The 12,037-nt window shown below is 70.2% G+C and carries 14 protein-coding genes; 6 read left to right on the top strand and 8 right to left on the bottom strand.

Annotated elements, in window-relative coordinates; all coding sequences use genetic code 11:
- Both OG984_RS13255 and OG984_RS13260 read left to right on the top strand, forming a co-directional pair.
- Positions 1-828, top strand: a complete 828-nt coding sequence (locus OG984_RS13255) for a MurR/RpiR family transcriptional regulator (protein ID WP_328532020.1) — start codon at positions 1-3, stop codon at positions 826-828.
- Positions 829-889: 61 nt separating this feature from the next.
- A complete protein-coding gene (locus tag OG984_RS13260; RefSeq protein WP_045551128.1) occupies positions 890-1,369 on the top strand; it encodes a nucleoside deaminase in 480 nt (159 codons plus the stop codon).
- A 111-nt stretch (positions 1,370-1,480) separates the two neighbouring features.
- Here the strand turns inward: OG984_RS13260 and OG984_RS13265 are convergent, their stop codons facing one another.
- The 5 genes from OG984_RS13265 to OG984_RS13285 all read right to left on the bottom strand — a co-directional run bounded on the left by OG984_RS13265 (position 1,481) and on the right by OG984_RS13285 (position 6,012).
- A complete protein-coding gene (locus OG984_RS13265; protein WP_328532021.1) occupies positions 1,481-2,284 on the bottom strand; it encodes an ABC transporter permease in 804 nt (267 codons plus the stop codon).
- Positions 2,281-3,078, bottom strand: a complete 798-nt coding sequence (locus tag OG984_RS13270) for an ABC transporter permease (protein WP_328532022.1) — start codon at positions 3,076-3,078, stop codon at positions 2,281-2,283. The genes OG984_RS13265 and OG984_RS13270 overlap by 4 nt, the downstream gene beginning before the upstream one ends.
- On the bottom strand, positions 3,078-3,911 hold the full coding sequence (locus OG984_RS13275; protein WP_328532023.1) for an ABC transporter ATP-binding protein: 834 nt from the start codon (positions 3,909-3,911) through the stop codon (positions 3,078-3,080). Before OG984_RS13275 ends, OG984_RS13270 begins: the two co-directional genes overlap by 1 nt.
- 2 nt (positions 3,912-3,913) lie before the next feature.
- Positions 3,914-4,954: an ABC transporter substrate-binding protein gene (locus OG984_RS13280; RefSeq protein WP_328532024.1), complete on the bottom strand. Its 1,041-nt coding sequence runs from the start codon at positions 4,952-4,954 to the stop codon at positions 3,914-3,916.
- 356 nt (positions 4,955-5,310) lie between these two features.
- A complete protein-coding gene (locus OG984_RS13285; protein WP_328532025.1) occupies positions 5,311-6,012 on the bottom strand; it encodes an NUDIX hydrolase in 702 nt (233 codons plus the stop codon).
- A 101-nt stretch (positions 6,013-6,113) separates the two neighbouring features.
- Between OG984_RS13285 and OG984_RS13290 the strand changes: the two genes are divergently transcribed.
- The gene (locus OG984_RS13290) at positions 6,114-7,124 is read left to right on the top strand and encodes an SPFH domain-containing protein (RefSeq protein ID WP_328532026.1); all 1,011 of its coding nucleotides are present in this window, start codon (positions 6,114-6,116) and stop codon (positions 7,122-7,124) included.
- On the top strand, positions 7,121-8,014 hold the full coding sequence (locus tag OG984_RS13295; RefSeq protein WP_328532027.1) for a hypothetical protein: 894 nt from the start codon (positions 7,121-7,123) through the stop codon (positions 8,012-8,014). The genes OG984_RS13290 and OG984_RS13295 overlap by 4 nt, the downstream gene beginning before the upstream one ends.
- On the opposite strand, the gene OG984_RS13300 is transcribed toward OG984_RS13295, so the two are convergent.
- Positions 8,006-8,557 carry a TetR/AcrR family transcriptional regulator gene (locus tag OG984_RS13300; protein ID WP_328532028.1) on the bottom strand — a complete coding sequence of 184 codons (552 nt, stop codon included), beginning with the start codon at positions 8,555-8,557 and terminating at the stop codon, positions 8,006-8,008. The genes OG984_RS13295 and OG984_RS13300 overlap by 9 nt on opposite strands.
- 84 nt (positions 8,558-8,641) lie before the next feature.
- On the opposite strand from OG984_RS13300, the gene OG984_RS13305 reads away from it, so the two are divergent.
- On the top strand, positions 8,642-8,965 hold the full coding sequence (locus OG984_RS13305) for a DMT family transporter (RefSeq protein ID WP_328532029.1): 324 nt from the start codon (positions 8,642-8,644) through the stop codon (positions 8,963-8,965).
- A gap of 46 nt (positions 8,966-9,011) precedes the next feature.
- On the opposite strand, the gene OG984_RS13310 is transcribed toward OG984_RS13305, so the two are convergent.
- Positions 9,012-10,685, bottom strand: a complete 1,674-nt coding sequence (locus OG984_RS13310) for an FAD-binding dehydrogenase (protein WP_328532030.1) — start codon at positions 10,683-10,685, stop codon at positions 9,012-9,014.
- Between the two features lie 137 nt (positions 10,686-10,822).
- Between OG984_RS13310 and OG984_RS13315 the strand changes: the two genes are divergently transcribed.
- Positions 10,823-11,734 carry a hypothetical protein gene (locus OG984_RS13315; RefSeq protein ID WP_328532031.1) on the top strand — a complete coding sequence of 304 codons (912 nt, stop codon included), beginning with the start codon at positions 10,823-10,825 and terminating at the stop codon, positions 11,732-11,734.
- Here the strand turns inward: OG984_RS13315 and OG984_RS13320 are convergent, their stop codons facing one another.
- Positions 11,735-12,031: a GNAT family N-acetyltransferase gene (locus OG984_RS13320; RefSeq protein WP_328532032.1), complete on the bottom strand. Its 297-nt coding sequence runs from the start codon at positions 12,029-12,031 to the stop codon at positions 11,735-11,737.
- Between the last annotated feature and the right edge of the window lie 6 nt (positions 12,032-12,037).

Genomic DNA, 12,037 nt, shown 5'->3' on the forward strand with positions numbered 1-12,037 from the left:
ATGAGCACGACTCGGGCGGACCAGCGGATCGACCGGCGGATCGCCGCGAGCTATCAGACGCTCTCACCCCAGGAGCGCAAGGCCGCCGACACGCTCCTGGAGCACCTCGACGACCTGGCGACCTACCGCGCGGCCGAGCTCGCCTCGCTCGCGGAGGTCTCCAAGGCGACGATGAGCCGGCTCTTCCGATCGCTGGGATTCGACGGGTTCGACGAGGTACGCGACCACCTGCGCGGGCTGCGTACGGCTGGTGAGCCGCGACGGGTCGAGGGCACACCCGACCTGAGCGCGCACGCCGAGGGCGAGGCGACCGCGATCACGCGGGCCGTCACGCAGCCCGGCATCACCGAGGCCATCGAGGCCATCGCCGGAGCGACCACCGTGATGGTCGCGGGCTGGCGCAACTCCTACCCGGTCGCGCTCCACCTGCGCCAGCAGCTGACCCAGACGCGCGAGCGGGTCACCCTCGCGCCCGCCCCCGGCCAGGTCATCGGCGAGGAGCTCGCCGAGCTCGGTGAGGGATCGGCGGTCGTCGCGGTCGGGCTCCGGCGCCGGCCGCCGGGTTTCGGCGAGTTCGTCGACGCCGCCGCGGCGTCCGGGAGCACGGTCATCGTGATCGCCGACCCGACCGGGACGGTCCATCTCGGCCGCGCCGACATCGCGCTGGAGTGCCCGGTCCAAGGTGACCTGGCCTTCGACTCCCTGGCGGCGCCGATGTCGCTGGCGAGCGTGCTCGCCGACGGCGTGCTCCATGAGCGTGGACGGGCCGGCCGCGACCGCGTTTCCGCGATCAGCGCCACCTACGATCGGCTCCACGAGGTCGAGTGACAACGGGAGCACAATGACAGTAGAGACATCGATTCTCGGGCCTGTGCGAGGGGGAATCGGCATGACCGACACCATGTGGTTGGAGCAGGCGGTCGCGCTGGCGGTCCGCAACGTCAACAACGGCGGCGGCCCGTTCGGCGCCATCATCCTGCGCGACGGCATCCTGCTCGGCACCGGCCAGAACCGGGTCACGCGCGACCTGGATCCCAGTGCCCATGCCGAGATCGTCGCGATCCGCTCCGCATGCAAGGAGGCCGACAGCTTCTCGCTGGCCGGCTGCACCCTCTACACCTCGTGCGAGCCCTGCCCGATGTGTCTGGCGACCGCCCTGTGGGCGCGCCTGGACCGCGTCGTCTACGCGGCCGACCGCGACGACGCGGCCAAGGGCGGGTTCGACGACCGGGCCTTCTACGACCTGTTCGGCACCGGCCGCGCCAACGAGCACCACGACTGGCCGACCAAGGTCGACGAGCTGCGGATCCCGCAGGCGTACGACCCCTTCGACGCCTGGCTGGCCAAGCAGGACCGCACCGACTACTGACCCCGGCCGAAACTGCACTTCTGGCGAGCCGAGAAGTGAGTTGTGGGCGACGAAAGTGGAGTTTCGTCGCCCACAACTACAGATTCGGCCGCCACAACTACAGATTCGGCGCTAGCGGGTCATCCCCATCCGCTCGAGCGCGATCGACTCGAGGAGCTGGACGAGGTTGTAGAGCACCAGCGTGACCACGGTGATGATCGCGACGGCAGCCCACAGGTCGTCGAAGCGGGCGGCGGCGGGGAACTTCTGGATGTTGCCGCCGATGCCGTTGCCGGTCGAGAGCCACTCGGCGAGCAGCGCACCGGTCACCGCGCCGGGCACCGAGACCCGGGCGGCGGCGAAGATCGACGGGAGCGCGCCGGGCAACGAGACCTTCCGGATCGCGGTGAGCCGCGAGCCGCCGTAGACGGCGACCAGGTCCAGCGACTGGGGCGAGGCCTGGGAGAGCCCGAACAGGACGGCGGCCAGCGCCGGGAACAGCACCACGATGATCCCGAGCACCACGACCGAGGCGGTCGAGGCGCGGCCGGTGATCAGCATGACCACCGGGGCGATCGCGACCAGCGGGATCGAGCGCAGCAGCAGGGCCAGCGGCATCACGCCGGCCTCGACCGTACGCGACAGGTTGAACAGCACCGCCGCCACGATCGCGATGGCCATCCCGGCGAGGAAGCCGAGCCCGGCATCCTTCAAGGTCACCCAGGTCAGCGGGAACAGCTCCGCTCGGTGGGCGGCCGCGTCCGGGCCCGTGAAGAGGTGGTCGACGACGTCGAGCGGTCCCTTCGCGACGAACTCGGAGACGCTGGAGAACGATACGAACGCCTGCCAGAGCACGGCCACGATCGCCAGTGCGGCGACGGTGTGCAGCACCGGCCCCAGGACCGCCCGCGACAGACCTTTGGCACCCGACCTCATCCGGACCTCCCAGCGACCCACGGCGTCACCAGACGCGAGACCAGCCCCAGCAGCAGATAGCCGGCCAGGGCGACCAGGGCGCAGACCAGGAAGACGGCCCAGAGCCGCTCCGGGTCGGGCTTGCCCTGCAGCACGATCAGCGTGCGCCCGACGCCACGGTCGGTGGAGCCGAGATACTCCCCGAGCACGGCACCCAGGATCGCGGTCGGCACCGCGATCTGCAGCGCGTTGAGGATCGCCGGGACGGCCGCGACGAGGCGTACCTTCACCAACTGCGTCCACACCGAGCCGCCGTAGACCCGGACGACGTCGAGCGAGGCGCGGTCGGCCGACTTGAACCCGAGCACGGCCCCGACGACGGTCGTGAAGAAGACCATCAGCGCGGCCAGGAAGACGGAGGTCTTCGAGGGGTCACCGGGCTGCTCGGCGCCGCCGAGGACGACGATCGAGATGCCGCCGACGGCGACCACGGGCAGGCAGTACGTCGTCACCGCGATCTGCATGATCACCGGCTCCAGCCACGGCACCAGCAGCACCAGCGAGGCCAGCAGCAGGGCGATCAGGTTGCCCCACAGGAAGCCGATCGACGCCTCCATCAGCGTCTCGCGGAGTACGCCGTCCCAGAACGCCGACGGCCCGGCCGCCGCCATCTCGGAGAGGACCGTCCACGGCGCCGGCACCGGTGTGAACCCGGTTTCGGCATCGGGCGGGAACCCGACCACGGCCACGACCGCCCACAGCACGAACAGGGTGACCACGCCGATGATCCCGGCGAGCCAGCCAGGTACCCGCATCAGGACTCCGCCTCGGCGCGCCCGTCGTCACCGAAGAGCAGCTCGGAGGCCCGGTCGGCGAGCGCGTGGAACTCCGGCGTACGCATCATGTCCGGCGTACGCGGCCGGGGCAGGTCGACCTCGATGATCTCCTTGATCCGCCCCGGTCGCGGCGACATCACCGCGACCCGGTCGGAGAGGAAGATCGCCTCGTTCACGCCGTGGGTGACCAGCAGGGTGGTCGCCGGCTTCTCGGTCCAGATCCGGAGCAGCTCCAGGTTGAGGTTCTGCCGGGTCATGTCGTCGAGAGCGCCGAACGGCTCGTCGAGCAGGAGGACCGACGGCTTGAGCGCGAGCGCCCGGGCGATCGAGACGCGCTGCCGCATCCCGCCGGAGAGCTGCGCCGGACGGGCCTTCTCGAAGCCCTCCAGCCCGACGAGCTTGATCAGCTCGTGGATGTAGGCCATGTCCGGGCGCCGCCCGGCGACCTCGAAGACGAGCTTGATGTTGCCGACCACCGAGCGCCACGGGAGCAGCGCGTGGTCCTGGAACGCGATCCCCAGCTCGGAGTCACGCCTCAGGTCGGCGGGCGCCTTCCCGTCGACGTACGCCTCCCCGCTCGTCGGGGTCTCCAGGCCGGCGAGGATCCGCAGGATCGTCGACTTGCCGCAGCCGGAGGGGCCCAGCAACGCCAGGAACGAGCCCTGGTCGGTGTGGAGCTCGGTGTCCTTCAGCGCGGTGACGGCCTTGTTCCCCGAGCCGAAGACCTTGCTGATTCCTGAGATGAGGATGCCGGTGCCACCGGTGGTCTCCGCCTCGGCGGCCCCGGCATCCATGAGCTTGTCGTCGGTCATGACTACTTCTGGTAGTCCTTCAGCTCGGGGTTCTCCTCGTAGATCTCGTCGATGATCGAGGTGTCGAACAGGTCCTCGGCCGAGACCTCCCAGCCGGCGGCGGCGAGCGAGTCGACGGTCTGCTGCTGAAGCTCTTCGGAGATGGTGAACAGGCCGTTCTTCTCGGTCTCCGGGGTCGAGATCAGCTTCTGCGACTCCTCGAGACCGCGCTTGGTCTTGACCGGGTCGAGCTCGCCGAAGCTGGCCTCGAGGCCGTCGGAGTCGCTGGCCGCCTCGTTGTAGTGGGTCGTGATGACCTCGACCACGTCGTCGGACGGGTTCTTGAAGGTCTCGGTCCAGCCCTTGATCTCGGCGGTCAGGAGCGCCTTGAGGAGGTCGCGGTTCTCGGCGAGGTACTGGTCGGTGACGGTGTAGGTCTCGGCGACGTACGGCACGCCGTTCTCGGCGTAGGGCAGGTTGGTGACCTCGTGGCCGGCGAGCTCGACGGTGATCGACTCGTTGGTCAGGTAGGCCATGAAGCCGTCGACCTGGCCCTCCATCAGCGGCGTCGGGTCGAAATCGACCGGAACGACGGTGATGTCGTCCTTCTTCTCCTCCAGGCCGTTGGCCGCGAGGATCGCCTTGAAGACGTTGACGTTGGAGTCCTGGACACCGATCTTCTTGCCCGCCAGGTCAGCCGGCGTCGCGATGTTGCCGCCGTCCTTCAGCGACAGGATCGTGAACGGGTTCTTCTGGAAGGTCGCGCCGATGATCTTCAGCGGCGCCTCCTGCTCGGCGATCGCGGAGCCGACGGAGGCGGCGTCGTTGATGGCGACCTGGACCTTCCCGGAGAGCAGCTTGGCGACACCGGTGTCGGGGCCCGAGATGCCGTTGACCGCGTCGAAGCCGGCTTCCTTGTAGTAGCCCTTGTCCTCGGCGTAGAACTCGCCGGCGAACTCCTCGTTCTTGATCCACGAGTACTGCATCGAGATGGTGCCGAAGCCCTCCTCGGTGCTGCTGCCTTCGGAGTCGGAGCCGCAGGCGGCCAGCGTCGTGGCGGCCACGACGGACAGGAGGGCCGCGGCGGCCCGGAGTTGTACTGACTTACGTCGCGAGGTCCGAGAGGCGGGGGTAGACATCGAAACGAGTTCCCTTCGAGGAGTTTCACGCACAGGTCCCGGGGACCGTAGCGAGCGGAGGTTTCAGGTGCTGGCACCAGCGTTTCGGCGTTGTAACGACCTTTTCAAACGTTGCGTTCGATGCAGGGGTCGGTCCCGAGCCACGGCGTCCGCTGGACAACAATGCCGTGGTTGTTGTCTAGTTACCCAACGCGCGTAAGCCGCATCGGATGTGCCGTCCGACACACCGGATCCGCCGTTATCGGTTCGTGATCAGGCCGAGATCTTTCGGTGACCAACCATCAGGTCGTACGCCGCAGCAGCGGCGGGTGCAGGTGCTCGGCAGAGCCACGGCGGAAGAGCTGCGCCGGGCGGCCGCCGTCCCTGGTCGTCGTCGCACCGGTGGGCTCGAGGAACGCCTCGGTCTTGGTGACCTTGCGGTGGAAGTTGCGGGGATCGAGCCGCTCGCCCCAGACGATCTCGTAGACCCGGCGCAGCTCGGCGACAGTGAACTCCTCGGCACAGAACGCCGCACCCAGCGGCGAGTACTCCAGCTTGGAGCGGGCCCGCTCGACGCCGTCGCGGAGGATCTCCGCGTGGTCGAAAGCGAGGCCGTCGCCGGCCAGCAGGGCGTCGACCCGGCACCACTGCGCGTCGGCCGCGTCCGAGCCCGCCGCGGGCACCGGGAGGTCGGGTGCCAGCGCGAGATAGGCGACCGTCACCACCCGCGCCCGCGGGTCCCGCCCGGGCGAGCCGTACGTCGCGAGCTGCTCGACGTGCACGCTCCCCGGCCGCAGGCCGGTCTCCTCGGCGAGCTCGCGCGCCGCCGCCTCCTCCAGGCCCTCGTCGTCGAGGACGAATCCGCCCGGAAGTGCCCAGGCGCCGGCGAAGGGCTCGATGCCGCGGCGTACAACCAGGGCGCAGAGCGCATCGTCACGGACGGTGAGCACGACGAGGTCGACGGTGACGGCGAACGTGCTCGCTTGGCCTGGGGGGTGCTCCATGGGGCCAACCTTGCACCAATCGTCATCTTGACGACAAGCGCGCCACGCCTTATCGTCATTGTGACGCTAATAAATCCGATGAAACAGACACGGAGTCCGAGATGGCCGACATCGCCCGCTACCCCTTCCTCCGCCACCTGCGCGGGAGCACCACCACCCACGTCCAGCACCTGCACAACGGCACCGTCCGCCACAGCGGCGTCGGCGCCTCGTTCTGGTACCGCCCGCTCTCCGCGGTCCTCTCGGAGGTGCCCGTCGACGACCGCGAGCTGCCGCTGCTCTTCCACGCGCGCACCGCGGACTTCCAGGACCTGACCACGCAGGCCACGGTGAGCTTCCGGATCGTCGACCCGGCCGCGGTCGCCGGCCGCATCGACTTCTCCATCGACCCCGAGAACGGCCGCTGGCGCGGCAGCCCGCTCGACCAGGTCGCCGGCCTGCTGACCGAGACCGCGCAGCAGTACGCCCTGGACCTGATCGCCGCGCGCAGCCTGGCGGACGTGCTCGCCGGCGGCGTCGGACCGGTGCGCGACGCGATCGCCGCCGGACTGGGTGGCGACGAGCGGCTGACCGCCACCGGGCTCGCGATCCTGGGAGTGCGGGTCGTCGCGCTGCGACCCGAGCCCGAGGTGGAGAAGGCGCTCCTCACCCCGACCCGTGAGCGGGTCCAGGCGGACGCCGACAAGGCGACGTACGAACGGCGCGCGACGGCGGTCGAGCGCGAACGGGCCATCTCCGAGAACGAGCTGCAGAACAAGATCGAGCTCGCCCGCCGCGAGGAGCAGCTGGTCGGCCAGCAGGGCGCCAACGCCCGGCGCAGCGCCGAGGAGAAGGCCGCCGCCGCCCGGATCGCGACCGCCGCCGAGGCCGAGCGCACCCAGGTGCTGGCCGAGGCGAACGCCCAGGCCACCCGGGCCACCGGGCTGGCGAAGGCCGATGCCGAGGCCGCCGCCCTGGCCGCCTACCGCGACCTGCCGGAGGCGGTCCTGCTCGGGCTCGCGCTCAAGGAGCTGGCCGCCAACCTGCCCCAGATCGAGCACCTGGCACTCACCCCGGACCTGCTCGCGCCGGTCCTCGCCAAGCTCGGCGCCCGGAGCGCGGAGGCGGCATGAGCGTCGCCCCGCGCGTGGTGCTGGTCCATCGGGCCACCGAGCTGGAGGAGCTCGTCGCCCGCCACGGCACCCTCGGCCAGGTCGGCTTCTTCCTCTCCACCCGAGGGCGTGACCTGGCCGAGGTGCAGGGCCGTCACGAGGCACTGAAGGCGGCGATCTCGCAGGTCGGCGCCGCGATCCCGCTCGACTGGCGGCAGGGGTCGGTCGAGCGGGGCGACCTCGACCGGTTCCTGTTCGGCCCCGAGGACATCGTGGTCGTGGTCGGCCAGGACGGCCTGGTCGCCAACGTGGCGAAGTACCTCGACGGGCAGCCGGTGGTCGGCATCGACCCCGAGCCCGGCCGCAACGCGGGCGTGCTCGTCCGCTACACGCCACGCGCCGCCGCCGACCTGATCCGCTCGACCGGCACGTGCGAGGAGCGGACCATGGTCGAGGCGGTCGCCGACGACGGCCAGTCGCTGGTCGCGCTGAACGAGGTGTACGTCGGCCAGGCCACCCACCAGACCGCCCGCTACCGGCTCACCGTGGCCGGCCGGACGGAGTCGCAGGCCTCCTCCGGTCTGATCGTCGCGACCGGGACGGGCGCCACCGGCTGGGCGCGGTCGGCGTGGGTCGAGCGGCACAGCACGCTCACGCTTCCCACGCCTTCCGCCCCGGAGCTGGCCTGGTTCGTACGGGAGGCCTGGCCTTCGCCGGCGACCGGGACGACCCAGACCGAGGGCACGCTGGCGGATGCCGGGCAGACAGGTGACTGCCTCACGATCGAGGTGGAGTCCGACCGCCTGGTCGCCTTCGGCGACGGCATCGAGACCGACACGCTCGCACTGTCGTGGGGCCAGCAGGTCGTCGTGCGCCGCGCGGAGCGGAGGCTGCGACTGGTCTCAGGCTGAGGCGATCGCTCCGGCGGCCGCGGCGAGGTCGGCCACGCCCGCGGCGAGCTCGTCGGGCCGGTCGGTGGCCAGATCGAGATGGAACCCGAACAGCGAGGAGTCCACGAGCGTGACGATCCGGCCGGCACGGTCGGGCGGGGCGCCACAGGCGGTGATGTAGTCGCGCAGCGCGGCGTACCAGAGCTCGTTGGTCTCCCGGACGACCGAGCGGTAGGGCTCCATCCCGATCAGTCCGGTCGCGGCCGCCTGCAGGTAGATCTGCAGGCAGCTGTGCAGCGGGTCGGTGCGGTAGGCCCGCCACAGCGCCTCCACCCCGGCGCGTACGTCCTCAGCCGGCTCCAGCGCCGCGACCGCCGCGACGGAGAGCTCGTTGGTGCGCGCCACCACGGCGGCGACGAGCTCGTCGCGGCCGCCGAAATGGTAGATCAGCATCCGGTCGCTGGTGCCGATCGCGGCCGCCAGCGGACGCAGGGTCAGGCCGATCAGCCCGTGCTTGTGCACGTGCTCGACCACCTGCTCGAGGAGCTCCTCCTTGCGGTCCATGGAAAGCATTATGCCGAACATGTAGCGACTGCTACATTTCTGTCTGATGTAGCAGTCGCTACACACGCCTCAGGAGGACCCCCCATGTACGCCGCCACCCTGCTCGTCGTCGCGATCGCGATCGAGGTCGCCAGCACCGCGCTGCTCCCTCGCACCGAGGGGTTCCGCAACCTGCCGTGGTCGATCGCCGTCCTCGCGGGCTACGGCGCGTCGATCTGGCTGCTGTCGGTGGTCGTCGAGTGGATGCCGGTCTCGGTGGCGTACGCCATCTGGTCAGGCCTCGGCACCGCCCTGGTCGCGGGCATCGGCGTGATGTTCCTCGGCGAGCACCTCACCGCCGCCAAGGCCGGCTTCCTGGCGATGATCGTCGTGGGCGTGGTCGGCCTGAACCTGTCCGGCGCCCACTGAGCGGTCTCGACGAGCTCGGGGCCGCTCCGCTCAGACCCCGGATGAGTCAGATCGCCGCCGCCGCGGCCCGGCCCGCCGTACGTCCCGAGAACAGGCAACCGCCGAGGAAGGTGCCCTCGAGCGCGTTGTAGCCCATCATCCCGCCGCCGCCGAAGCCGGAGACCTCGCCGGCCGCGTAGAGCCCGGGCAGCGGGGTGCCGGCCGAGGTCAGGCAGCGGCCCGACAGGTCGGTCTCCAGCCCGCCGAGGGTCTTGCGGGAGAGGATGTGCAGCTTGACCGCGATCAGCGGGCCGGCCTCGGGGTCGAGGATCCGGTGGGGTCTGGCGGTGCGCTGCAGCTTGTCGCCGCGGTAGTGGCGGGCGGCGTACAGCGCCGTGATCTGAGCGTCCTTGGTGAAGTTGTTGGCGATCTCACGGTCGCGGGCCTCGATGATCCGGCGCAGCTCGCTCTCGTTGATCTGCGGGCCGGTCGGGTCCTTCTCGGCGAGGCCGTTCATGCCGTGGACCAGGGCGGTGAGGTTCTCGGCGACCACGAAGTCCTCGCCGTGCTCCATGAACTTCTTCACCGGGCCGGGGCCCTTGCGGGCCCGCTCGGCGAGCAGCTTGAGGTCCTTGGCGGTGAGGTCGGGGTTCTGTTCGGAGCCGGAGAGCGCGAACTCCTTCTTGATGATCTTCTCGGTCAGCACGAACCAGGAGTAGTCGTAGCCGGTCTGGCGCAGGTGCTTGAGCGTGCCGAGGGTGTCGAAGCCGGGGAAGAACGGCGCCGGCAGCCGCTTGCCGGTGGCGTCCAGCCACAGCGACGAGGGACCGGGGAGGATCCGGATGCCGTGGTTGGCCCAGATCGAGTCCCAGTTGCGGATGCCCTCGACGTAGTGCCACATCCGGTCGTCGTTGATGATCCGGGCACCGGTCGCTCCCGTGATGGCGAGCATCCGGCCGTCGACGTGCGCGGGCACGCCGGAGACCATCGACGTGGGCGGGGTGCCGAGGCGGGCCGGCCAGTGCTTGCGGACCAGGTCATGGTCTCCGCCGATGCCACCGGAGGTGACGATCACGGCCTGACCGCCGAGCTCGAAGTCCTCGACCTCCGTCCGGGAGGACGCCTGCCCGCGCTCGATGTCGCTGGGCTCGAGCACCTTGCCGCGTACGCCGACGACCGCCCCGTCCTCGACCACGAGATGATCCACGCGGTGCCGGAAGGCGAAGGTGATCCGGCCGGTGTCGGCGTGGGCGCGCACCCGGCGCTCGAACGGCTCGACCACACCTGGCCCGGTCCCCCAGGTGATGTGGAAGCGCGGCACCGAGTTGCCGTGCCCGTCGGCGCGACCGTCACCCCGCTCGGCCCAGCCCACGACCGGGAAGATCCGGTGGCCCATCTGGTGCAGCCAGGACCGCTTCTCACCGGCGGCGAAGTCGAGGTACGCCTCCGCCCAGCGCCGCGGCCACAGGTCCTCGTCACGGTCGAACTGAGCCGATCCCATCCAGTCCTGGAGCGCCAGCTCGGGTGAGTCCTTGATCCCCATCCGGCGCTGCTCGGGGCTGTCGACGAGAAAGAGTCCGCCGAGGCTCCAGAAGGCCTGGCCGCCCAGGGACTGCTCGGGCTCCTGGTCGACGAGCAGAACACTCTTTCCCGCGTCGGCGGCCTCAGCCGCTGCCGCCAGGCCGGCGAGGCCGGCTCCCACCACGATCACGTCGGCGTGCCGTTGAATGTCCGCAGTCATGTCCGCAGATCCTGCCACCTCGGATACCGGCGGGTACATGGAACCTGTCGCTTGACCGTTCCGTCTGGTGGACAGTTGTCGGACTCGCACCCCGAAGCGGCCGCCGACGGGGGTCGGAGCGGATAGATTTTTTGCTCGTGATCGACCCCGAGGTGATGGCGCGCAGGCAGCAGAAGTGGGTCCAACGCGGCATCGCCCGCACCGAGAGCTGGCTGGGCCGCAGCGGCAGCAGTCTGGGCCCGCTGATCCCGCACATCGCCACCTCGATGGTGCTCATCGGGGACGAGGACCACGGCTGGATCCCTCAGGGACTGGCCTACTCACCCGAGACCGAGCTGCTCCTGCAGGGCTACTACGGCGACAAGCTCGGCTCCGCGCTGGCCCTGGTCGACAAGCCGTCGGGCGAGCTCATCAACGCGGTCTACCTGGGCGGCCCGAAGGGCAGCGTGAGCGGCCCGGTCAACGCGGGCGGTGTCGCGGTGATCGGCGACGAGGTCTACGTGTGCCGCGAGGGGAACCCGCCCCGTCTCTACCGCTACTCGCTCACCCAGATCGTCCACGCCGAACCACTCTCGACCGTCTCCACGGTGGCTCCGCTGGTCGCGGTCGCCGCGGGCTCCTATCTGGCGGCGACGAAGGACCTGCTCTTCGTCGGGTCGCACGCGAACAACCGCCTCTACAAGTACATCCGCAAGGACGACTCCTGGCAGATCAAGACCCCGATCGGCGTACGCACCCCGGTCGGCACCCAGGGTGTCGTGGTCCGCGAGGAGGAGTACGTCTTCAGCGTCTCCCGTGGCCCGGGCCGGCGCAGCCAGCTGATCGTGCAGGACCGGGTCACGATCCGGCCCCGCGCCATGCAGTGGCTCCCCAACCTGGCCGAGGGCATCGCCGAGGTCGGGGACGAGTTCTTCGTGACGTACCAGTCGGGCGCGCGGCCCTACTCCCGCGGCTCCTCGACCCGAGGCCAGGCCTGGCCCTCGGCCCACATGACCCGCACTCCGCTGGCCAAGCTCGGCCTGGAGCCGCGGAAGCCGTCGGAGGTCTGATCAGGCCGGCCAGTCGGTGATGTCGGCGTACTCCTCGCCGTGCCGCTTCAGCCACCCCGCGACGTAGGGGCAGTGCGGAATGATCCGCTTCCCCTTCGCCTTCACGTCGGCCAGCGCGAACGCCACCAGCTTCGAGGCGAGCCCCTGCCCGTTGTAGGCCTCCGCGACCTCGGTGTGCAGGAAGTCCATGTGCTCGTCGTCGGGCAGCCGGTAGACCGCGAATCCGGCGACCGTCTCGCCGTCGCGGATCTCGTAGCGGTGCCTGGCCGGGTTCTCTACGTACTCGATGTCGCTCACGCAGAC

The organism is Nocardioides sp. NBC_00368 (genome assembly GCF_036090055.1).
Lineage (GTDB): Bacteria > Actinomycetota > Actinomycetes > Propionibacteriales > Nocardioidaceae > Nocardioides.